General features: G+C 56.1%; 18 protein-coding genes and 1 riboswitch. Of the genes, 7 read left to right on the top strand and 11 right to left on the bottom strand.

The window, feature by feature from the left end:
• Positions 1 to 96: 96 nt before the first annotated feature.
• Both K6123_RS18165 and K6123_RS18160 read left to right on the top strand, forming a co-directional pair.
• The gene (locus K6123_RS18165) at positions 97 to 1848 is read left to right on the top strand and encodes a copper resistance system multicopper oxidase (RefSeq protein ID WP_425517717.1); all 1752 of its coding nucleotides are present in this window, start codon (positions 97 to 99) and stop codon (positions 1846 to 1848) included.
• Complete coding sequence (locus tag K6123_RS18160; RefSeq protein WP_221800390.1) at positions 1845 to 3296, top strand: copper resistance protein B; 1452 nt, start codon at positions 1845 to 1847, stop codon at positions 3294 to 3296. Before K6123_RS18165 ends, K6123_RS18160 begins: the two co-directional genes overlap by 4 nt.
• A 37-nt stretch (positions 3297 to 3333) precedes the next feature.
• Here the strand turns inward: K6123_RS18160 and K6123_RS18155 are convergent, their stop codons facing one another.
• From K6123_RS18155 to flgA, 4 genes are all read right to left on the bottom strand, one after another.
• Positions 3334 to 4110, bottom strand: a complete 777-nt coding sequence (locus K6123_RS18155) for a flagellar brake protein (RefSeq protein WP_221800388.1) — start codon at positions 4108 to 4110, stop codon at positions 3334 to 3336.
• 37 nt (positions 4111 to 4147) lie between these two features.
• Positions 4148 to 4648 (bottom strand): flagellar export chaperone FlgN, encoded by a 501-nt coding sequence (gene flgN, locus K6123_RS18150; protein WP_221800386.1) that lies wholly within the window; start codon positions 4646 to 4648, stop codon positions 4148 to 4150.
• Between the two features lie 17 nt (positions 4649 to 4665).
• A complete protein-coding gene (gene flgM, locus K6123_RS18145; RefSeq protein ID WP_246624895.1) occupies positions 4666 to 4992 on the bottom strand; it encodes a flagellar biosynthesis anti-sigma factor FlgM in 327 nt (108 codons plus the stop codon).
• A 130-nt stretch (positions 4993 to 5122) separates the two neighbouring features.
• Positions 5123 to 5791: a flagellar basal body P-ring formation chaperone FlgA gene (gene flgA / locus K6123_RS18140; protein ID WP_221800384.1), complete on the bottom strand. Its 669-nt coding sequence runs from the start codon at positions 5789 to 5791 to the stop codon at positions 5123 to 5125.
• Between the two features lie 130 nt (positions 5792 to 5921).
• On the opposite strand from flgA, the gene K6123_RS18135 reads away from it, so the two are divergent.
• Positions 5922 to 6845 (top strand): chemotaxis protein CheV, encoded by a 924-nt coding sequence (locus K6123_RS18135; protein WP_221800382.1) that lies wholly within the window; start codon positions 5922 to 5924, stop codon positions 6843 to 6845.
• 87 nt (positions 6846 to 6932) lie between these two features.
• The gene (locus K6123_RS18130) at positions 6933 to 7754 is read left to right on the top strand and encodes a CheR family methyltransferase (RefSeq protein WP_221800380.1); all 822 of its coding nucleotides are present in this window, start codon (positions 6933 to 6935) and stop codon (positions 7752 to 7754) included.
• 232 nt (positions 7755 to 7986) lie between these two features.
• Here K6123_RS18130 and K6123_RS18125 read toward each other — a convergent pair whose 3' ends face one another.
• The 4 genes from K6123_RS18125 to pyrC are packed head-to-tail and all read right to left on the bottom strand — an operon-like array spanning position 7987 to position 10687.
• Complete coding sequence (locus tag K6123_RS18125) at positions 7987 to 8529, bottom strand: GNAT family N-acetyltransferase (protein ID WP_221800378.1); 543 nt, start codon at positions 8527 to 8529, stop codon at positions 7987 to 7989.
• Positions 8530 to 8544: 15 nt separating this feature from the next.
• On the bottom strand, positions 8545 to 8913 hold the full coding sequence (locus K6123_RS18120; RefSeq protein WP_221800376.1) for a YacL family protein: 369 nt from the start codon (positions 8911 to 8913) through the stop codon (positions 8545 to 8547).
• 35 nt (positions 8914 to 8948) lie between these two features.
• A complete protein-coding gene (gene rnt, locus K6123_RS18115; RefSeq protein WP_246624894.1) occupies positions 8949 to 9635 on the bottom strand; it encodes a ribonuclease T in 687 nt (228 codons plus the stop codon).
• 14 nt (positions 9636 to 9649) lie between these two features.
• Positions 9650 to 10687: a dihydroorotase gene (pyrC, locus tag K6123_RS18110; RefSeq protein ID WP_221800374.1), complete on the bottom strand. Its 1038-nt coding sequence runs from the start codon at positions 10685 to 10687 to the stop codon at positions 9650 to 9652.
• Between the two features lie 234 nt (positions 10688 to 10921).
• On the opposite strand from pyrC, the gene K6123_RS18105 reads away from it, so the two are divergent.
• Complete coding sequence (locus tag K6123_RS18105; protein WP_221800372.1) at positions 10922 to 11893, top strand: flagellar protein MotY; 972 nt, start codon at positions 10922 to 10924, stop codon at positions 11891 to 11893.
• 212 nt (positions 11894 to 12105) lie between these two features.
• Here K6123_RS18105 and pbpC read toward each other — a convergent pair whose 3' ends face one another.
• From pbpC to ribB, 3 genes are all read right to left on the bottom strand, one after another.
• A complete protein-coding gene (gene pbpC, locus K6123_RS18100) occupies positions 12106 to 14394 on the bottom strand; it encodes a penicillin-binding protein 1C (RefSeq protein ID WP_221800370.1) in 2289 nt (762 codons plus the stop codon).
• Between the two features lie 371 nt (positions 14395 to 14765).
• A complete protein-coding gene (locus tag K6123_RS18095) occupies positions 14766 to 19814 on the bottom strand; it encodes an alpha-2-macroglobulin family protein (RefSeq protein ID WP_221800368.1) in 5049 nt (1682 codons plus the stop codon).
• 138 nt (positions 19815 to 19952) lie between these two features.
• The gene (gene ribB, locus K6123_RS18090; protein ID WP_221800366.1) at positions 19953 to 20627 is read right to left on the bottom strand and encodes a 3,4-dihydroxy-2-butanone-4-phosphate synthase; all 675 of its coding nucleotides are present in this window, start codon (positions 20625 to 20627) and stop codon (positions 19953 to 19955) included.
• A gap of 148 nt (positions 20628 to 20775) precedes the next feature.
• Positions 20776 to 20939: riboswitch (FMN riboswitch) on the bottom strand.
• A 383-nt stretch (positions 20940 to 21322) separates the two neighbouring features.
• Between ribB and K6123_RS18085 the strand changes: the two genes are divergently transcribed.
• Both K6123_RS18085 and K6123_RS18080 read left to right on the top strand, forming a co-directional pair.
• Positions 21323 to 22696, top strand: coding sequence for a thrombospondin type 3 repeat-containing protein (locus tag K6123_RS18085; RefSeq protein WP_221800364.1), 1374 nt, complete (start codon positions 21323 to 21325; stop codon positions 22694 to 22696).
• 27 nt (positions 22697 to 22723) lie between these two features.
• Positions 22724 to 23437, top strand: a complete 714-nt coding sequence (locus K6123_RS18080) for a hypothetical protein (protein ID WP_221800361.1) — start codon at positions 22724 to 22726, stop codon at positions 23435 to 23437.
• Positions 23438 to 23584 lie beyond the last annotated feature (147 nt).

The following is a 23584-nucleotide window of genomic DNA, read 5'->3' as shown; positions in this document are numbered from 1 at the left end:
TCGGGTCATCGGTGGGTCAGCTTGGTCTACTTATTCTGCTCGTCAGTTTTTGTCTATCTCATGTAGTTCGCTGTAAATCAGAGACAGGAGAGTCGTATGTCGAATAAACGTGACTCCAGCCAGGCTGCCGAGCTTGCCCATATGGCTGAGCTGGCCAGGGCGGGGCTGTCACGCCGCCGTTTTGTGCAGGGGCTGGCGGGTGGTGTTGCGCTGGCTTCCAGCGGTTTGCGGGTGCAGGCAGGGGAAACTGCCGGAACAGCCGCTGCTGCGGTCTTGAGCGGTAATCATTTTGAGCTGGAAATCAGTGAGCTGGCGGTGAATTACACCGGCTCGCGCCGGCTTGCTACTGCCATCAATGGCTCGGTACCGGCGCCCACGCTGGTGTGGCAGGAAGGTGAGACGGTTACGATTCGGGTGACCAACAAGCTCTCTGTACCCAGCTCGATTCACTGGCACGGCATTATTCTGCCGTACCAGATGGATGGCGTGCCGGGCATCAGTTTCAAGGGCATTGCCCCCGGTGAAACCTTTACCTATCAGTTCAAGGTCGAGCAGAGCGGCACTTATTGGTATCACTCCCATTCCGGCTTTCAGGAAATGACCGGCATGTATGGTGCCATCATTGTGCGGCCAAGGCAGGCGGACCCGGTGGCTTACGACCGCGAGTTCCCGCTGGTGCTGTCGGACTGGACCGACGAAGCGCCGATGAGTGTGCTCGGCAAGCTGAAAACCCAGGGGGACTATTTCAACTACATCAAACCAACTGCGCCTGAGTTCTGGAAAGACGTCCATCAGTACGGCATGCAGGGCGCGATGCAGAAGCGTCAGATGTGGAATGACATGCGCATGAGCCCGACTGATCTGGCGGATATTTCGGCAGCCGGATTTACCTATCTGACCAATGGCGTGACACCCGCAGGTAACTGGACCGGCGTGTTCAAACCCGGCGAGCGAGTGCGGTTGCGCTGTATCAACGCCTCATCGAATACCTTTTACGATGTGCGGATTCCGGGCCTGAAGCTGACGGTCGTGCAGGCCGACGGCCAGAACGTTGAGCCGGTAACGGTCGATGAATTCCGTTTTGGCCCGGGCCAGACTTGCGACCTGATCGTGCAACCGGCCGACGAGCCTTACACCATTTTTGCCCAGAACATGGATCGCAGCGGTTACGCCCGCGGCACGCTGGCTCCGGCACAGGGGCTGAGCGCAGCGGTTCCCGCGCTGGACAAGCCGGAATGGCTGACCATGACCGATATGATGGGCAGTATGAATGGTATGCCAGCCATGTCTGGGCAGATGGCCGGGCACGGCTTGCATCAACCAAGCCAGACAGTTCGTCATGCCCATAGCGAATACGGTGCTTCCACCGATATGCGCGTCGATACACCGCGTACCAATCTGGATGATCCGGGCATTGGTTTGCGTAACAACGGACGCAGGGTATTAACGCTGGCAGATTTGCACACCCTCGGCGGGCCAATGGATCAGCGTATGCCGAGCCGTGAAATCGAACTGCATCTGACCGGCAATATGGAACGCTACAGCTGGTCGCTGGACGGGCTGGAGTTTGGTGATTCGACGCCGGTATCGTTCCGCCATGGCGAACGGCTGCGGGTGATTTTGCACAACGACACCATGATGACCCACCCGATGCATATGCACGGCATGTGGAGTGAGTTGGAAACCGACCGTGGCGAGTTTGTCGCCCGCTTGCATACGATCCCGGTGCAACCGGCGCAGCGTATCAGTTTTCAGGTCACCGCTGACGCTCTGGGCCGTTGGGCCTGGCATTGTCATCTGGCATTTCATATGGACGCAGGCATGTTCCGGGAGATTGTAGTCGCATGAACAAGCTGACATTCAAGAAACGTAACGGGTTGGTTGTGGCCCCGATGCAGGCCGTATTGTTGTTGGGGCTGGCAGCTGCTTCCAGCGCTAGCTGGAGCCATGGAGACGATCACAAGGATCTCGAAGACGCCTGGTATATGAATATCGATGAGTCTGATGCGGAACAAACCAGTCAGCAGTCGATGCCGGGCACGATGTCTCCCGCGCAAATGGACCACAGTTCCATGGATCACAGCAGCATGAATCACGGTGCCATGACTCCGGCAACCTCGACGTCGATACCAATGGCTCCCGCGCAAATGGACCACAGCACGATGGATCACGGTTCCATGGATCACAGCACGATGGATCACAGCAACATGAACCACGGTGCCATGACTCCGGCAACCACGACGTCGATGCCGATGGCTCCCGCGCAAATGGACCACGGCTCCATGGATCACAGCAGCATAAATCACGGTGCCATGACTTCAGAAACCACGACGTCGATGCCAATGGCTCCTGCGCAAATGGACCACGGCTCCATGGATCACAGCAGCATGAACCACGGTGCCATGACTCCGGCAACCACGACGTCGATGCCAATGGCTCCGGTGCAAATGGACCACAGCGCGATGGGACATGGGGCTATGGACCACAGTGCGATGTCCGGCAGCGCTATGCCAATGCAACCAGTAATGGATCATGGCATGGCTATGGACCACGATATGAGCTCGATGCAGGGTGGTTCAGCACCGGCCGGTGCCCGTGATCCTCATGGCTGGTCTGATGGCTATACCCTGACGTCCGGCCCATACGCCATGGCTGGTCCGCGCCAGCTGGTGATGGGTGACGAGCACTGGTTTTCCGCCTTGCAGATCGACAAGCTGGGTATCAGCCGGGAGCAGGGTGACAATAGCAAGGTGATCGAAGGGGAATACTGGGTCGGCAGCACCTGGGACCGGTTGGCGTTGACCTTTGATGGCAGCCGCTTTGATGGTGAAAATGATCTGTCGCTGGGCGCTTACTGGCGTCATGCGTTAACGCCGTTCTGGAATACCCAGCTGGGCGTGAAGCGTGATCAGTCAACGGATCTTAAGCGCAATTGGGTTGGTGCCGGTTTTGAAGGTCTGGCGCCTTACTGGTTTGAATCCGAAGCCATGCTATACGTGACCAATCAGGCCGTGACCTTGCTGGCGTTAAAAGCCAGCTACGACATTCTCTTCACTCAACGCTGGATTATGACGCTGGAAGCCAGCGCCGATCTGGCAGGTAAAAACGATCCTGAAGGGGAGTTTGGTCGTGGTCTTGGCACTCTGGCGCTGACGCCGGAACTGCGTTATGAGGTCACTCGCCAGTTTGCGCCATACCTTGCGGTCGAGCGCAGCCAGCATTTTGGCAAAACCCGCGATTTGATCGGTACTCCAGCCGAGACTGCCTGGCAGGCCGGAGTGCGGATCTGGTTCTGACCCGAGGTCTGCTGCTGTAGGGCTCTCAGCCCTCAACTCAGCCCTGCAGGGGCGGCTCGTCATCTTGCTGACGAGCCTGCCGTTCTTCCCACTGAAAGTCGGTAATCAGCTTGCGAATATAGCGCTGGGCGGCCGACGACATCTGTAAAAACACATAGCCCGCCAGGGTGTTGCCGTCACGATCCAGAATCAGGTGCTTGAGCTCCAGTGAGCAGTCCATGTGGTGCTCACGGTTGAAGCGGATTTCAGCACCGTGAATCGGATTCAGCTGGCGCAGTTCTTCCATAATATCGCCCTGGAAAATCGCCTTGAAGCCTGATTCAGACAAGTCCTGCAAACGACCGGCAATGGTCGGGGTAACCAGCATCGGTGACTGGTCGCGTTGATCCGGCAGGTTGACCTGAATCGGGTGAGCGTCAGGCACTGCAACCCGGTAGGCACCACGGCGTTGCAGGTATTCCACCTGGCTGGGAAATTCACCGCGGAATTCGTTATTGGCGGGTTGGAAACGCAGACGACCGTCGGCCACAAAACGGACTGAGGCACCCTGATTTTCACACTCAATCCGGAAACGTTTACCCGAGCGAATCAGTTCGGCACCGGACTCCGGCAGGATGTCGCTGAGGAAAAAACTGCGGCTTTTTAACTGCACATCGCGAATTTCGGCGCTGTAGGTTTCATTGCTGCCATCAATAAACAGCCTCACTGGCCGTTCGAACAACACCAGCGCCCGCAAGGCACCATAAATGTCGATGGTTTCAACCAGAGTGTTTTCGGTTGTCTGCTGCGTAAAATCGCTGGTCGCTGTCTGCATGCTTGATCCTCTACACGTTCCGGCTTGCTGCGACGGCTCAGGCTTCTATATAGCCTCCGCCAGAACGGTTTAACTGACTGGTTCCCTGACTAGTATAGAGGATGGTTGAACGATCTTTCTGGCCACGCAGAATCTCCAGCCGTTTTTGTATGCGACGGCGGTTTTTCAGGACCAGTTCGGACAGCTGGCCAGAGAGATTGCTGTTGGTTTGATATTGGGTGGCAAGTTGTTGCCACAGTTGCTGCAGTTGTGGACGAGCGGCAATGGTCGGGTGTTGCAGGAAGGCGTCGGCCAGCGGTAACTGCTGCAGTTCCATCCACTCCAGGCGGCTGTTGGCCTGGCGGTTGAGGCGGCTCAGAGTGGCGGATTTTTGTTTGGCACTATCGGCCAGAGCCTGCGGGCTGGCATCGCCCAGCAGGGAAAACTCCTGATGCAGCCGGTGTTGCAGCAAGCGTGCGAGCGCCAGTTCATCAAGGATCAGACGGGCAAGTTCAGTTGCCTGGTGTTCGGAAAATCGCAGGTCGGCAGAGTCGGTCATGGGCGGAATGCTCCGGATTAATTAAGGCCTCCCTCAAAATCCAGCATTTTTCCTGCCAACCGGTCGTAGTCGATTTTGTATTCGCCATTTTCAATAGCACTGCGAATGCGTTCGACGGTCGCGTCGTTCACTTCCGGCATCGAGCTGATCTCGGCTTCAATCTGTTGAATGCTCTTGCCACTGGCACTCAGCTTGACCTGATCAGAATAACTTTCGGTTTTGCCGCTTTCGCTCTCGGCTGCCGGTGTGGCAGTGGCCGACTCGTTGCGGCTGGTCGCGCGACTGTTGTCGACACCACCATTAATCTTGTTGATATTCATATTGAAGTCTCCGAACCATTGCATTGTACATACTCCTGCAGTGTCTGTATCGGCACCCGACCGAAGGACTTTAGCCCAATTTTAAAAAATTTTGCGATTGTTTGTAATGGCTGCTATTCGCGCGCAAGGCGCATGTGGCGTGGCTTGCAGCCGTTTAACGCACCACCACTTCTCCAGCCTGATCAACGCTGGCTGAAATAATTTTGCCTGATTTGAGGTTACGCACCCGGATGGTTTCGCCGATGCGACCATCACTGAGCGCCTCGCCTCGGGTTTCAATCCGGATTGATCCACGCTCCAGACGAATGCGTACCAGCTCACCGCGCTGAATCACTTCCGCTGCCCGCAACATGTCCGGGCTCAGCACGGTGCCAGCGCGCAGATTGCGGCGATACTCCTGTTGCTGCAGCTGCTGTGGTGACGCTATGTAGCCCTGGCTCAATTCGCCGAGATCCTGCTTGCCAAAATGAATGCTGGACGGGTCAACCACATCACCAGAATTCACTGCTTGCGTCAGAATTGCGACGGTTTCGTATACGTGCAGCTGTACGGCGACAAATTGTTGCCACCAGGGCGAAGCACAGCTGATCGTCACACCATTACGACCCGGTTGCAGCGCGCGGGACGGGCTGAATTGCAGCGTTTGATTGCAGTTCGGCAGTTGATAATCACTGCTGGCTGAAATCAGCGAAACCGCGCTGTTATTGGCGTCGCCACCGACCTGCTGCCATTGCTGTAACAGGCTTTGTTGCAACTGTTGCTGCCAGTCGGCAGCGGCCAGGGCCGGTACGACCAACAGAAGAATTGCAATTATCCGACACATACCTGAGTTCTCTACTATGCTTCTGTTTGACTGATGTTAAACGTCACGTTTCTGGCGATCAGTCAGTGCTGGTGGACTCTCTACAGTGAGGTTTGCAAGCGCTGTGCCGGATTAATTTTGGGAGCTTTATATGGCCGGTGTGTTGGATGCGGTTAATCAGCGAACGCAACTGGTGGGTGAAAACCGCCTGGAGCTGCTGCTATTCCGCGTAAACGGGCGGCAGATCTATGGCATTAACGTATTCAAGGTTAAGGAAGTGCTGCAATGTCCTGCCTTGACGGTACTGCCTGGCAGCAATCCGGTGGTACGTGGTGTTGCTCATATTCGGTCGGGAACCATCCCGATTATGGACATGAGTTTGGCCACCGGTAACCGGGCCCTGCAGGATCTCAAGACCGCCTTCGTGATTATTACTGAATACAATGGCAAGACCCAGGGATTCCTGGTTGGCGGTGTGGAACGCATCGTCAACATGAACTGGGAAGAGATTCATCCACCCCCAAAGGGAACGGGGAGAGAGCATTACCTGACGGCCGTAACCCGGGTAGATAAAGAGCTGGTCGAGATCATCGACGTGGAGAAAATCCTGGCTGAAGTGTCACCGGTGAACGAGGAAATCAGCGACGGTGTGATTACTAACGAAGTACAGCAGCGGGCCCAGACCCACCGCGTACTGATCGTTGATGATTCCAAGATTGCTCGCAAGCAGATATCACGCTGCCTCGAGAAGATTGGTGTCGAAGTGGTTGCGCTGAACGATGGTCGCCAGGCGTGGGAACACCTGTATGAGATTGCCGACAGTGGTGAACGACTACAGGATCGTTATCTGATGCTGATTTCAGATATCGAAATGCCGGAAATGGATGGTTATACCCTGGTGACGCGCATTCGCAGTGATAACCGAATGGCAGGCTTTCATGTCGTGCTGCACTCATCACTGAGTGGCGTGTTCAACAAGGCGATGGTTGAAAAGGTAGGTGCCGACGACTTTATTGCCAAGTTTGATCCGGATGTTCTGGCAGCTCAGGTGGCTGAGCAGATACAGTCTGTATAAACGCGGCAGGGCGCTGATGGGGCCATGGACGGCGCATGGCTCCGGTGATACCGGAGCTGATTTTGATTATGAGTTTCAGGGCAGAGTATGACACTGCAAATTACCGCTGACGAATACAAACAGTTCAGGGACATGCTGGAGCGATCCAGCGGTATTATGTTGGGCGATGGCAAGGAATATCTGGTGTCCAGCCGCCTGCGCCGCTTACTCGACGAGAACGGGCTCAAGTCGATCAGTGAACTGATGCGTTCGATGGGGCTGAATCGTCGGTTGCAGGAGCAGGTTATCGACGCCATGACCACCAATGAAACCCTCTGGTTCCGGGACGAACACCCGTACCGGGTGTTTCGCGAACGCCTGTTACCTGAATTGTCCGAGTTCCGGCGGCCGCTGAAAATCTGGTCTGCCGCCTGTTCGACTGGGCAGGAGCCGTATTCCCTTAGCATTGAAATTGAAGAATACCGCAAGCGTTATCCCGGCAAGCTGGCTACCGGCGAGCGGATTCTGGCGACGGATATTTCACCGTCCTCGCTGGCGTCAGCCAAAGACGGTACCTATCAGCAGCTGGCGATTCGTCGTGGCATGAGTGACCAGTATCTGAAATCGTATTTTCACCCGCTCGATGGTGACCGCTGGGAAATCAACCGCCAGATCAAGAGCCGGGTCGATTTTCGTATTCAGAACCTGCAGCAGAGTTTTGCCGCGCTGGGACGTTTTGATGTGATTTTCTGCCGCAACGTGCTGATCTATTTTTCAGCAGATCTCAAGTACGACATTCTCAAACGCATGCATGGTTGCCTCAACAAGGGTGGCTACCTGGTGCTGGGCGCGTCTGAGAGCATGAACAATCTGGGTGAGTATTTCGATATGGTGCAGTGCCATCCGGGGATTATTTACCGGGCCAAATGACAGGCTGCTACTCGTAATGCTGTTCATTTAACCAATCCTCGTCATCCCGGACGCGAAGCAGATCCGGGATCCATAGGGCTTTGGATCCTGAGCCTGCGCGGCCAGAACAGTTCAGGATGATGATAATTTGTGGTTACAAACGCTTAAGTGAACAGCATTAGGCTGCTATGCAGGTTTGGTGGTGGCTAACGCGGGGTGGAGTAGCACCCAGCCCGCAAATTGTTAAGGCTAGCTAGCGCAGCGCCAACACCATCTCATGCCAGGCCAGACCGCCATGGTCAGAGGCCGACTCTTTTTGATAGACAAATCCCGCTTGCTGATAAAAGCGAATATGCTCGCTTTTGCACATCAGATGAATGCGTGTCTTGCCAAGTCGGCGGATGTGCTCGATAAAGTTTAACAGCAGCGTTCGTCCCCAGCCCTGACCTTGCAGGTGCGGGTGAATCACCACCGACATCACCAGATTTTCCGGTCCTTCAGGGTCATGGCCTTCGAGGTTTTTGAAACCCTCATCTTCCATGTAGACCTGATAACAGCAGCCGGAATTCACAAAGCCCTGAATCTTGCCGGCCATTTCCAGCAGCAGAAAGCCCTGCGGGTATTGATCAATACGGCGCTGGATTTTCACCAGTGTGGCGGCTTCCTCACCACCGTTATACGCCAGCTGTTCAAGCTGATAACAGGCAACGGCATCAGCCGGATGCGCCTGTCGCAGCCGGTAGCTGGTTTCAATGGTTGCGGGTGCGATGGGGTGATCGGCGGTGAACTGGGGCATAACAATGTCCGCGGGTCAGCTGATGATAAATTCTTTCCAGGCCAGCAGCAGGTCGAGGAAATCATCCAGGCCACAACCGGCCTGTTGATCGAACTCCTGTAGCTCCAGCTGTTGTTCGTCGAGCACTTGCAGGTCCTCGTCGTACATAACACTCAGTGCACTGACCTGGGCTTCGTCGCGGCTCAGCTGCAACAGGGTTTCCTTGCCTTGCCATTGGTAGTCGCGCAGACCACCTTCCAGCAGTAATTCGACCGTGGTGATCAGGGCCTTCAGATGTTTGAAATCGTCACCGATTTCATCACTGAGCCAACGCCCCATCAGGGCTTGTTCATCATCCAGCCGCGCCATTGGCTTGCGGCCTTCAAACCAGAATTCGTAGTCCAAGAGGTTGCCTGCAAATAAAAAGTCAGCGAGCCGGATTATTCATCCGGCGTTTCTACACCTGGCTCAATCGCCAGTGGCCAGCCGCCCAGATCCTTGTAGCGGTTCACAATAAAGCAGAACAGCTCAGCGGTTTTCCAGGTGTCGTAGGCGGCGCTGTGGGCAGCGCTGTTATCAAAGTCGATGCCTGCGGTGATGCAGGATTTTGCCAGCACGGTTTGTCCCAGCGCGATGGCCGCAATTGAGGCGGTATCGAACGAGGAGAACGGGTGGAACGGATCGCGTTTGATGTCACAACGGTCAACCGCAGCCTTAAGGAAGGAGTGGTCGAAGTGGGCGTTGTGACCAACCAGCACGGCGCGGTTGCAGCCATAGTGTTTGATTTCGCGGCGGATCACCTGAAACATGCTGCTGAACACATCGATTTCAAATTCAGCATCACGTTCCGGGTCGAACGGGTCGATACCGGTGAAATCGAGTGCTTCCTGTTCGAGGTTGGCACCATCGAACGGATGTACGTTGGCGGCCAGCGTCTGGTCTGGATGCAGGTAGCCGTCGTCGTCCATTCTCAGGGTCACCATGGCGATTTCCAGCAGGGCGTCGGTGTCGGGGTTGAAACCACCGGTTTCAACGTCAACGACGACTGGCAAAAAGCCACGGAAGCGCTGTGCCATTAATGATTTGGATTGCTTGTCGGTGCCGTTGGCGGCATCTGGGCTCGTCATTATCAGTCCTTAATTCAGCCGTTGGCCAATTTCCAGCGCAGGGTTTCACCAGCACGCAGCGGTACAATGATGTCGCTGCCGAATGGCATTTCTGAGGCGACCTGCCAGTCTTCTTTCACCAGGGTGATGGTATCTCTGTTACGTGGCAAGCCATAGAAGTCCGGGCCAAAGTGACTGGCGAAACCTTCCAGTTTGTCGAGCGCACCGAGGTCTTCAAAAATCTCGGCGTACAGTTCGATAGCACCATAGGCGGTGTAACAGCCCGCGCAACCACAGGCATTTTCCTTGGCTCCTTTGGCGTGTGGTGCGCTGTCGGTTCCGAGGAAGAATTTTGGACTGCCGGAAGTCGCTACCTGCTGCAGTGCCTGCTGGTGGATGTTGCGCTTCAGAATCGGCAGACAGTAGAAATGCGGTTTGATGCCACCAACCAGCATATGGTTACGGTTGTAGGCCAGGTGCTGGACGGTAATGGTGGCAGCGACGTTGTCGCCCTGTGATTGCACAAACTCGGCGGCATCTTTGGTGGTGATGTGTTCAACCACCAGTTTCAGATCGCTGTGTTTGGCTGCCAGTGGCGCCAGAATGGTATCGAGGAATTGCTTTTCACGGTCGAAAATATCGACGTGGTTGTGGGTCACTTCGCCGTGCACCAGCAGCTTCATATCGTGCTCGGCCAGCGCGGCACAGACGTCGTCCAGCTTGCCGAGGTCGGTGACACCGGAAGCCGAGTTGGTGGTGGCTCCGGCGGGGTACAGTTTGGCGGCAACAATGTGACCGGTTGCCTTGGCAGCAGCGATCATTTCCGGGGTGGTGTTGTCAGTCAGGTACAGCACCATCAATGGCTCAAAGCCGGTATCGCCAGCCTGCGCCAGAATCCGTTCGCGGTAGGCCAGCGCCTGTTCGGCATTCATAACCGGCGGTTGCAGATTGGGCATGATGATCGCACGCTTCATCACCCGCGCGGTGGCAGGGACCGTGTGTTCCAGAACCTGGCCGTCACGTACGTGCAGGTGCCAGTCATCGGGGCGGGTGATGGTTAGACGATCAGTCATAGTGTTTCCCTGGAGAGTTATTACAGAAGCATGGCGGGTTACCGGCGAAGCCGTGCCAGCGGGCAAAAAATTGGCGGTATTGTAGCCTAAAGCAGAGTTTGCTGCTTGGCTTTGTCGCGGCTTGCTGTGGCTGACGGTTGATCTGTCAGCGAGGAAATTTGCTCAAGGTTTGTTAATTCCGGCCGCTAACCGTGACGATCAGCCAATTTTCTATCCGGCTGGCGAAGGATCATCATGAAGCGTTTACACATTACCGCGACGGGCTTGTTCTGGCGCCGGTTGCGGCTGACTACATTGACCGGCCTGCTCGGTCTTTTGACCAGCCTGCAGGCGGCTGGCGGGCGTATTCCGCTGCCGCTGGAATATGGCCTCGACGTGCAGGACACCCGCTGGCTGGTGTCCGGGTCGATTTTTGAATGTCGCTTTGAACAACCAATTCCGACCTACGGCAGTGCGGTGTTTGTGCACAAGGCCGGTGAAGATGTCAGCTTCCAGCTCGAAGCCATCAATAACATGATGGATTACAGCCCGGCGCGGATTTCGTTGTTGCCACCACCATGGCGGCCATCGGAGCAGTCGGAAAACATGGGCACCGCCAAACTTAGTCAGGCACCGCCCTTGCTTGCACTGGACGCCCGTCGCAGCAATGTCTTTTTGCATGGCTTGCTGGAGGGCAAGCGGCCAACCATCAGTCACAAGACCCGTTACGACACCGACCGCTTTGTGCGGGTTTATTTGTCGAATGTGACCTTTCAGGATTTTTACCCAGTCTTTTTGGAGTGTGTCAGCCAGCTGCTGCCGCTTAACTTCGATCAGGTGGCCCGCCGCAAGGTGTTTTTCCCCAGTGGTGGTGACAAGCTCGACAAGAAAGATCTGCAATCACTCGACCAGATTATCTATTACATCCAGCACGACCCGAGAGTAAATGCCGTCTATCTGGATGGTCATGCAGATAATCAGGGGCGTCGTTATGACAATCGCCAGATTTCCAAAAGCCGGGTTGAAGCGGTTGAACGTTATTTGGTTGAAAAGGGCATCGACGCCACCATGCTGACCACCCGTTTTCATGGTGACCGTTATCCGGTCGCCAGCAACAAGACGGCGCAGGGGCGGGCCGAAAACCGACGCGTAACCATCCGGCTGGAAATGGATAAGGACATGGCGATTCCGGACGAACTGCTGTTCAAGCCAAAGCCGCGTAACTAGCGTCATTCGGAACGAACTGCTGTTCAAGCCAAAGCCGCGTAACCAGCGTCATTCCGGACAACTGCTGTTCAAGCCAAAGTCGCGTAATTAGCGTCATTCCGGACGAGCTTGCGAGATCCGGAATCCATACGGCCTGACCAAACTCTCTGATCCATGTATCTGGCGCAGCACTTGCTGTTGGGAAGTGGCTGGTAGCAGCTGGACAGCTCCCGTCAGTCTGCAAACACACCGATACGGTCGCTGTTACCTTCGTCATCGATCACCACAATCTGCTGTTCGCCTGGCTGTCGCAGTGGCAATTGGAATACCTGGCGCTCGCCGCTGCTACCGCGATATTCGCCATTGATGTACCAGTGCCGCAGGCCAACGCCACCGTTGGCACCTAACGCCAGTACTGGCAGCGCCAGCTGACCATCTTCCTGCCGATGCACTGACCGTAAACGCTCGTTCGGCTCCAGACCGGTAATCTGCAAATTGCGTTGTAATGACAGAGCCTGGCGGCAATCTGGTGCCACTTCTGGCAGCTGTTGGCTGAGCCGTTGCTGACGTGGAGTCCAGGCTTCCAGCATCAGTGGCCAGCTGGCCAGATAACGCAGCTGATAGGGGCCGGGATCGCAGCTGGCATTGACCCGCAGACCTTGCTGATTCACCAGCACTGGCAGCGGATTCTGGCCATTCGGGTTGGCGTTGTCCGGCAGGGTGGGCGGCACCATTTGGCGAATCGTCCAGCCGCTGAGTTGGCGGTGGCACTGATCCGTCGGAGTTGCACTGGCCAGTCGTCCCAGCGGCCAGCAGATGGTTTGTTGCTGTACTTCTTCTGGCGCGGTTGGCCAGTCCGGCTGGCGATCCAGCAAACTCATGATGCGTTGCAGTGTTGGCATCGCTGTGATGCCACCAAAATAACCTGGTGACGGCGTGCCGTCGGGCCGTCCAAACCAGACGCCGACGGTATATTGCGGCGTGATACCCAGCGCCCAGGCATCCCGGAAACCATAGCTGGTGCCGGTTTTCCAGCCAAATGGCCGAGCCTGCCAAACGTCCAGACTACGGCTGTGGCCTGGCAGCGGATTGCGCAGCCAATCGGCGGTGACCCAGGCGGCGGCCGGGCTGAGCAGGTGTTTGGCCGGGAGATTGGTCGTCGGCGGATCGGCCAAGAACTGTGACGGATACACATCGCCCTGATTCATCAAGGCGCTGTAAAGCATGACCAGCTGCCACAGGCTGACGCCACCGCCGCCGAGCGCCAGTGACAGATTCGGTTTGGCGGCCTCTGGCAGTTGATAGTTGAAACCGACGTTACCCAAGGCGGCGTAAAAACGCTCCGGCGTCAGTGCTTCCAGTACCTGAACGGCTGGCAGATTGAGTGACTGGTGTAACGCCTGCTGCGGTGTCACCGGGCCGGAAAAACCGCTGGCAAAGTTACCCGGTTGATATTGTTGTCGTAACCGTGGCGCGTCACTTAACAGACTGGCGCCGTGAATCAGCCCCTGATCCAGCGCCAGACCATAAATAAAGGGTTTCAGCGTCGAGCCGGGCGAACGAATGGCCTGCACCATATCAACGTGGCCCAGACGTTGCTGGTTACCAAAATCGGCAGTGCCGACGTAGGCGCGAATCTGATGGGTCTGGTTGTCCAGCACCAGTACCGCGGCAGAATGCTGACGGGTCATCTGCTGCACATCGCGTTCAACCTGCTGACTGATTTCGCGCTGCAACTCACCGTCGATGGTGGTGCGAATCAGACTTTGTTGGGGATATTGCTGAATCAGCTGGCGGGCCAACAAGGCCGCTTGCTGTGGGGTGTCGGGCTGGCGTGCAAATACCGGGTCGAGCAACGCCAGCTGGTAGTCGTGCTGGTTGATCACCTGAAAGTCCAACAGCCGTTTCAAGACCTTGTCACGGGCGGCTTTGGCTCTTTGTGGGTGGCGGTCAGGACGCCAGAAACTGGGTGATTGCGGTAACACCGCCAGCAATGCGGCTTCGGATAACGACAGCTGCGACGCTGGCTTGTCGAGGTACATTTGTGCTGCGGCTTCAACGCCTTCAATGACACCGCCCATCGGCGCGTAGTTGAGATACAGCTGCAGAATGTCATCCTTGCTGAGATGCCATTCCAGCTGCAGCGCCCGCAATGCCTGCTGCAGCTTGCCGCTAAAATCCCGTGAGTGTGGATAAAGACGTCGCGCTACCTGCATGGTGAGCGTGGAACCGCCGGACACTACACAACCACAACGGAGGTTCTGCCAGCTGGCGCGGGCAATCGCCAGCGGGTTGATGCCGGGATGCCAATAGAACCAGCGATCTTCGTAGTTGATCACGGCCTGCAGGTAATCCGGGCTGACCTGATCAAGCGCAATCGGCATGCGCCAGACGCCGTTGCGATCAGGGAAGGCGCGCAGGGTGCGGCCCTGGCTGTCGACCACCACGCGGGAGAATTCTGCGGCCTGGTGTTGTGGCAGTTGCAGCGGCAACAACCAATCCAGCAGTAGCGCGACAGCCACCAGTAAAACCGGCACCGCCAGTATTATTCGTAACAGACGTTGGCGAACAACCCTGACTGGCGCTTTGGTTCCAGGTGTGGGGCTTGATGGTTGCTGATTCGCCGGGGAGGTCATACCGCTGTCATTCTAAAAATTTGCTGGGCATGGCCCATCCTACATAATGTTGTTGATTATCGAGCCAGCGCGGCCCCTGAGTTGTAGGTTGGCCGCGCCCAACACCACAGGAATGATGATGGGCATGGCCCATCCTACATGCCTGTTGCCGCCCCGAGAATTTTCCCAACCTGGCCTGTAACTTATTGCTGCGTAGGTTGGGCCGCGCCCAACAAGTGCTGGGCAGAGCCTGGCTTACACAATGTTGTCGACCCCTCTTACTCAATAATCAACCAGTTCGAGTTGGCACCCACCGAACGCGCTTCCGGATCATACATATCTTCCAGCAGCGGCCCGGGAATACGGTATTTACCCGGTGTCACAGCTCGTACCATGTAATAGATACGGGAGCTATAGCTGTCGCCAGTGGCCAGTGCGGCAACAAAGCGGTCGTCACGGAATTCCTGATGAACCACGCCATTGTTACTGCTCCAGTCAGCGATGCTGGTGCTCTCGATCTTGATGTCGGCGATTGACTGGCTGTCGAGCAGGTTCTGGTTTTCCAGCTCCAGACCGGCAGGCAGCAGGTCGACTGCCAGCAGATCCGGCCGATATTTATCCGCACGAATGCGCAGCTCAACCAGCATCAAATCGCCGGTTTTCATCTGCAGTGGCTGGTCCCCCATGGTGATGGGCTCGCCCTTGCGAGTGAAATAACGACGCTCGATATAAACGTTGTCGTTCACGCGTGGGGTTTTCAGCTCTCGATAACCGCGCACGGCGATTTCGCTGCTGAGGCTTTCCGGGCCGCTGTTTTTCAGTTCAATACCTGCCAGAACCGCAGCATCCTGAGTGCGATAACGCTGTTGTTGGGTGCCTTGCAGGTCGATTTGCTGGTCTGCAAAGGCCAGCTGGACCTGCCAGTTCTGGGTACTTTGCGGTTGCAACTGCGCCGCTTTTAGCAGCTGGATGCGTTCCTGGGTGCTCAGATAACGGCGGCTGCGTAACTCGGTTTCGAGCTGGTAGAGCAGGTCGTCGGCCCAGTCCCGGCGATAATCGTTTTCCATCAGCAACGCTGCGGTTGCAGCCTGATCTCGAATATCCGAACCATAATCGCCAATGTAGTAATAGCGTTCGCGTTTGCTGCGTTTGGCCTGTTCGATCAGGCCGTTGGCGAGATCGTTATCACCCAGCTGACGAGCTGCCAGCGCCAGCTGCACCAGACTCAAGGGCGTTGCATGTTCCGGCTTGCCGTTGGTCAGCTTGCGCACGTCTGACAGCGAGATACGTTGCTGTAACGCCAGTACGTAGGCGGCATACGCTCGATAGGCGAAGCGGTAGGCGTTGCTGTCGTTGCTCCAGCGCTCGGAACTTTCACCGCGTCCACGCACATAGTCGTGCAGGCGGTTAAGGGCCTTGTCGATGGTTGGCTGGTCGACGTTGTAACCATGGTTTTTGGCATCGATCAGGAACTGGGTGGCGTAGGCTGACAGCCAGTGCTGCTCATAGTCGTCGCTGGAGGACCACAGCGAGAAGCCACCGCTGCTGCGCATTTTGCGGACCACACGCTGGATGCCACTGGCCATCGCTTGCTGACGGTCGAAGGCTTTGCCACTGCGCTCGTTCAGCTCGTCGATTTGTTGTTGTGGCACCAGCAACCAGGGATAACTGCTGGAAACCGACTGCTCCAGACAGCCGTACGGGTAGTGCAGCAGGTCGTCCAGTTGCCGACGCGGATTGAGGTTGACCTGACTATCGAGCGTTACCTGGGTGCTGACGTAGCGCGGATCAATACCAGCCAGTTGTGCGGCATCCAACGCCAGGGTTTCCTGACTGCTGAGACGGCCGCGGGTGAATTCGGTGAAGGCTGGCAGGGTTGGGCGACTGACCAGTTGCCAGTGGCGATCAATCGGATAATCAGCCACACCATCAACTGTGATATGGAAATCGATTTGTCCCAGTGACGCCTGTTGCGGATAGCTTGCCTTGAACGGGTACACCAGCGTCTGTTTCTGCTGATTGGCCAGTGTCAGGGTTTGCGGCTGGGCGCTGAACTCAACCGGGCCGGTAGCGGTTGGCGTGACTGTCAGGGTCTGGCTGGCACCGCTGAGGTTGGTGATATCAAAGGCAATTTGGGAGTCATCCCCCATACCGGCAAAACGTGGCATCGACAATTGGGTCACTACTGGCGCGGCGACGGTGACTTCCTGTTCCAGTGAGCCAAAGGCGTCGTCTGTGAAGGCTACTGCCATCAAACGCAGGCGGCCGTTGAAGTCCGGCAGTTGCAGCGGCACGCTGGCCTTGCCGTTGGTTACGGCAACCCGGCCGGAGAACAGCGAGACAATCTGCACCTGCGAACGGGCCATATCGCCACCGCGAGCCATGTCTGCATCGCCACCAAAATTGAGTGTTGCCGGCTTGCTGTTATTAAAGGCGATCACGTCGTTGTAGAGGTCGAACATGTCGACGTCGTAGCGACGCGGCTGAAAGAAAAACTCAAATGGATCGGGCGTTTCAAAACGGGAAATCGACAGTACGCCGACATCTACTGCCGCCAGGGTAACCCAGGCCTGTTTGACTGCTTGCTGCTGCTGGCTGATGTCCAGCTCCACGGTGACTTGCCGATCTGGCAGCCATTTTTCCGGCGCGTTGGTGCTGATCTCAAGCTTGCGTGGCTGGCGATCCAGCGGCAGGTGAATCAGGCCAACCGCGCGGGTCGGTGTGATGCGTTTCTGGTTATCTGCCGGTTGCAGGTACAGCACGGTTGCGTAGATATCGTGGCGGTTCCAGCTGGCATCAATCGGGATATCAACATGACCGCCCTGGTTGTCCAGTTCGACTCGCTTCAGCAATAGCAGCTCGTCGGATTCGATCATCACCACCGCCTGCGACGGTTGATCAGGCAGTTGTTCCGCCGCTGCTGGTGGCGTGATTGTCAGGCGGGCAACGTCGCCAGCCTGATAACCGGCCTTGTCCCAGGCCAGACTGACCTGCCGTGGACGGGCGTTACCTTCGCTGGCGTACGATCCCCACCAGCCATAACCGGATTCAAAATCCACCACTGCAGTCTGACCGTTATCCGGGTTTTCGACTTCCAGGCGGTAGTCGCCCCAGTCGACCGGCACGGCAATGCGGGTGGGTTGCTTGCTCGACAGGTCAACGCTGAGGGTTAGCTCAACGGTGGCCTGATCGCGGCGTTCGTAGTACCAGCCACGGTCGCTGTTGTAGCGCCAGTCGTAATCCGGATTGGTGTTGATCAGCCGCACATTGACTTGCCGGGCATCGAACAGCTGTTCGGTACCGTCGGTTTTGACCAGCTCAAAATGGGCCAGACCGTTGGAGGGCGCGCGATCCTTGAACAGTGGTTTGACGCCCACCAGTTGTTTGGCGGGCAGCCAGATTTCTTTCTGACGACGAACTACCGGGCGACCACCACTTTCAAACAGGCTGCCAGTAATGGTGACTGCCATCGGAATGCTGGCGGCTGACCAGCTGTTGCTGATTTGCAGATCCAGCTTGCCGTAGTCATTGAGGGTGCTGTCCTGTTCATCCTGGCTGTTCCAACGGGTTTCGCTGGCATCGGCGAAGCTGTAATCGCGCCAGTTGTCGAACGGATGTAGTTCCGGCTTGACGTTCAGACTGGCGAGGAAACGGTTGCCTGACGCTGGTGCGCCATAGAGGTATTCACCAAGTACCGGCACGGTCAATTTGCCGTTGCCCGAATGCTGGTTGGCATTGCTGCTGGTGGCGTCCGGGTGCCAGCTGATTTTCAGCCGCTCCGGCATAAAGTCCTCGACCTTGAAGTAATAACGGCTGGTGCTGTTATCGGGCAGCTTGACGCTGACGTCCCAGTCACCCGTCATGGCGTCGTCCGCCAACGCAACGGACCAGTGGTAATAACCTGCGGACTCGGTTGCCAGACTAATGCTGGTCAGGCGCTGGCCATCCGGCTGGGTAACCACCGCCTGCAATTTGGGAACCCGGATCGGTTTGCCATCGGGGCCACGCAGCAGTGCTGAAAACTCGGCGGTTTCGCCACCGCGATAAAGATCGCGCGGGCTGTAAATAAAGAGTTCCTGCGCACGCGATGGCCTTTGGCTGAACTGGAATTCAGACAGATCCAGGGCGCTGGTTGAGAGTGACAGCAGGCTGACCGATTCGCCTTTGCGAACCACCAGGGTGCCGGCGCGCTCATAACGATCCATCATGCTTTTGCGAATACTCAGGCGGCCGTCCTGATCGGTCAGACCCAGCTGGACGGAGGCTCCTTCGTAGTCGAGCAGCTCAACGCTGGCATTGGCAATCGGCTGGGTCGTTTCAAGGCTTTGCACCAGCAGTTCGGAGCGGTTGCCGTATTGATGTAAATGCAGGCCAAGGTCGGTGAGGCTGTACCAGCTGGTGGCCACCTGATTATCAAACGTGCCGGGCTGCTGCATCACCACCAGATAAATACCGGGGGCGGAAAGCTGCGGAATATCCCGTACCGGCAGGTTGATCTGACGGCGGCGATTGCGTTCATCGGTGAGTTTGAAACGGCCTTCGTATTTGAAGTCGGATATTTTCGCCAGACTGTCACGGCTCCACAAGTCTGTGCGAGTGCCTCGGCCCAGATACCGTTGAATCTTTTGCAGCTGGTCGTCCTGCACCCGGAAGAAGCTGACATTGGCTTCGGCGATGTTCTGACTGATGACCGGCAGGCCTTGCTGGCTGCTGAGTGCCAGTACCCGGCCATCGCTGGCAAACTCCAGGCTGGCTGGTGCGGCGAGGGTGGTGACTTCAGCTTTGGCGGCGCTGTTCAGCACACTGCCATTGCTGCCCTTGAGACCGGCGTTGACGGTAATGCGGTAGCTGGTTTGCGGCTCGGCTCCGAGCATATAGAGTGAGCGATGATCTGCTGATTTGATCCAGCTTTTGCCTTTCTGGCTGTTGACCGTGATGTAGTCTTCCAGCGTGATGCTGTCGTCCAGTGGCACCGACAGCTGTATACGCACGGTACTGCCGCCGTCATAACTGGCTTCACTGATACGGGCGATGGTCAACGGGATGCCAGCATAACGTTCGGCATCAGCGGCGGGTTGGGAGTCAGCAACGGTTGTTGCGGCGGCTGGCTGCTCAACCGGTTCGGCCGTTGGTGCTGAGGCAGTGGTCGTGGCAGCTGTCTGGTCGGCACTGGCTTCAGGCTGAGCAGGGGGGCTGGCCGTTTGTGTTTGTTCAGTTAATTGTGGTTCGGCAGCAGGACCTGAGTCGTTTTCGCCGCAGCCTGCCAGACCTGTGTAAATTCCCAGAGTCAGTAAAATCGCTGCCGCCGACCGCGTGAGTCGAGTCATCAGATTGCCCTCCTGGCAATAGAGTCGTTGTCGTTATGCGGCGGAGTATAACGGCTTGGAGCGATTGAAAGTTGCAGCGTCTGTATATTTTGCGGCAGCTTCCACAATCCGTAGAAGCTGCCAGTGATTGATTTGAGATTAAACCAGTCTGGCCAGCTGCTCACTGGTCTGGCGGTACTGAACGATGTCTTCAATGGTTAATACCGGCATATTGAATTCACGGCCAAAAGCAATGATCTCTGCGGTTTTGGCCATACTGCCATCGACGTTAGTGACTTCGCACAAGACGCCTGCGGGTGACAGCCCCGCCAGTTTCATCAGATCAACCGTGCCTTCGGTATGACCACGACGTTCCAGCACACCGCCAGCGCGGGCACGTAGCGGGAATACATGGCCAGGACGGGCGAGGTCTTCGGCTTTGGCACCCGTGGCACAGGCGGTTTTGATGGTCGTCACCCGGTCGGCGGCGGAAACGCCGGTGGTGACGCCGCGTTTGGCTTCAATCGAGACGGTGAAGGCTGTCTGGTTGGCGCTTTCGTTGTTGATCACCATTGGTGGTAATTGCAAATGGTCGGCGGCTTCGTCGCTCAGACAGAGGCAAACAATGCCGCTGCATTCACGAATCATCAGCGCCATCTGGGCGTTGGTGAGGTGGTCGACGGAATAGATCAGGTCACCTTCGTTTTCGCGATCTTCATCGTCAAGGACCAATACGCCCTGGCCATTACGCAGCGCCTGTAACGCACGTTCGACACGTTCAAGCGGGGAGCCAAAAGCGGCCAGCAGAGAGTGTTGCGGAGCAATCTGATTCATGGGGTCTCCAGAATTAATCTTCATGAATCAGGGCTGACAGGAGGGCTGTTTTCAGGCAGCAAAAAACGCATGGCAAAACAGTCGCATTTTTCGAGCTTGACGCTAACGAGTGTTAGTACTTGAGCCCGAATGCAATCACTGATGCCGTGTGTATCCTCTTTCATCCGGACTATGACCGTCGGCTCTGGAGTTTGACCAGATCTGCTGTCCCTGCAAAAACTACCTGCAGGCGCTCGTGGGCTTATGCCTGGCGGACTACCAGTCCAGACACCTACCACCGGTGGGGAATTTCACCCCGCCCTGAGAATATTTCGCTACCGTCTCTTTGCAGAATGTCGCGTAGGTAGAGAGTAGCGAGCGTCCGATGCTAGATATTCAGGTTGGCCCGGGTCAACCCTTCAATCTGGAACAGGTTATTGCTGCCAGCGCTATTCTGTAATCAGCGCAACGGCTGGAACGGAGCCGTATAGGACGTATAGAGAGTCGCACTACGTATAGATCCATCATCATATCGATAACCGGGATGCAGTGAATTTTCTGAAAATACAAATGCTGGCAATACAGGTATTGCAAAGATAAGAAAATTTATCTTGTTGTTTAATATTTAATCGGCAATATTCGCTGGGTTTTACGTTGTTATGTGAAAATATGATTCGACCAGCAAGCTGGCGTAATAATCGTGAAGGGAGGTGCTTATGGATTGGGTGCGGAATTCCATGATGGCCGTAGGGCTATGTGGAACTCTCGGGCTTGCTGCCTGCGGCGGCGGTGGAGGCGGCGGGGGCGATTCCGGTGGTAATGAGGAACCTCAATCCGTGTCGCTGACGGGGGTTGCTGTAAAAGGGCCACTGGCTCAGGCTGACGTTGCTGTGTACCAGCTGGATGTGACTGCCGCTGATCTGAAAGGCTCACTGATTACCTCGGGTAATACGGCCGATACTTCCTTTATTAATAATCTGACAATTCTCTCCAGCCTTGCTGGCCAGAAACTGTTGGTCGAATTTACGACTTCTGACTCGACCACTGATATCAATACGGGCACGACGCCGCTAATCACAACACTATCGACCGTTATTGATGCCGATACAATCATTGCTGGAGGCTCTGTTTACGCGTCTCCGCTCACAACGCTGGCGATCAAACTGGCACGTTTGCAAGCCGATTCACTGGCTCCCTATAGCGGTAATAACGACGGCACCATTACCACCGCCGAGTACAGCAGTGCGTTGGATCTGGCGGTTCAGCAGGTGCTGTCGACCTTCGGTTTTGGCTGGCAGACCGATGCTGACCTGCTCAACACCCCACCACTGGTAACGTCTGATTCCAGTACCGACGAAGAACTTCGCCAGGTGTTGTTGTGTCGTCAGGCCATCGAAGGCGTCGCTGTGGTGGTAAACGATATTGCCACCAGTTTATTGGCCGGAGAGGTAACCGCCGAACAGGTGTTTGATGCGATTGCCGAAGATCTGACCGACGGTGTGATTGACGGCAATTCCAGCACAGGTGCGATTGCCTTGTTCAGTTCAGTGACCAGTGCTGATTTGCAGGCGGTGGTGGAAGAGGACGTCAGCGATAAGCTGATCCCTGGCACTTCAACCACGGTTGGTGATGTAGAAAACCTGCTGGTTGCAGAAACCGACACCACCCTGGTACTGCAATCCACCACCAGTCTGTCGGAAGGTACTGTCAGCAGCACACCAACCACGGCCAGTGCGGTATCCGATGTGGACAGTGACGGTATTGCCGACACCGACGATGCCTTCCCGCAAGATTCGACAGAGTGGCTGGATTCTGATGGCGACGGTGTGGGCGATAACTCAGACGCTTTCCCCAATGACGCCAGTGAAACCACCGACACTGATGGCGACGGTTTGGGCGACAATTCTGACCCATATCCAAACAGCAGCGATGGTGATGGCGATGGCGTTAATGACCCGCTCGATAATTGCCCGACCATCGCCAATGCCGATCAGGCCGATACGGATTCCGATGGCACCGGTGACGCATGTGAAACCCTCGCCGAGGCGGTGTGGGACGATACTAACTGGGACCAGTCCAGCTGGCAGTAAGCACAGAACAAGATTCAGGAGATGATTATGAAAACCAAAATCACAGCCATGGCGGCAATTCTGGTCGCTGGACTGAATGCCCAGGCAGGCGTTGTTGACTCAGGTAATATAACGACTTTTACTGCCGGTACAGCGGCAAAGGCATCGGAAGTGAATGGTAATTTTGACGCGGTTGTTACTGCGGTAGATGCCAACGCGACCGATATCAGCAGCTTGCAATCAACAATTACCGACTTGCAAACCCAGCTGACCAACTTGCAGGACCAGGTCGATGGCATGGATGAAGCCGTGACTCTGGATGATCTGGTTGGCCGTAGCTATTGCATGGTAGGCACCTACAGTGGTGTTGCCTATCAGGGCGATAATTTCGCGCGGGTCAATCTGGGAGCACAGGAGTACCGTGTGTCCATCACCAGTTCTTCGCAGGTGACGGTTACCATAGACAGTGAGCAAGAAGCTGAGCTTGGTATGGGGCTGGAGCTATACAGCTACGATGACAATGGTACGACATACGAAACCCAGGGGCTGCAAGGTACATTGGATAGCTATTCCAATTCCGGCACCAGCACGCTGACGATCAACAGCTTCGCTGATGGCGTGCTGTCATTAACCGATGATGAAGGAACCCATTCGTTTTATGTGAACAAAATGGGCGACACCATGATCGCTTCCAGCTTTACCAACAACACCGCTGATCAGGAGATGTGGACAGGCATCAATATTCTGGTTGAATGCCGTTAATGACTGGTTGGAAGCGTATAAATTAACCGCTGGTAAAACAGTTTTATAAGCCGCTTAGGGGCTGAAACTGGCGAACGGGGCCGCATTTATGTAAAATGCGGCCCTTTTTCTTTTGGCCGTTCCGTCTGGTACGGCGCCTTCTGGTTA

The organism is Oceanobacter mangrovi (assembly GCF_019740315.1).
Classification (GTDB): Bacteria; Pseudomonadota; Gammaproteobacteria; order Pseudomonadales; family Oceanobacteraceae; genus Oceanobacter; species Oceanobacter mangrovi.
This window is presented reverse-complemented; position numbering and strand designations above follow the sequence as displayed.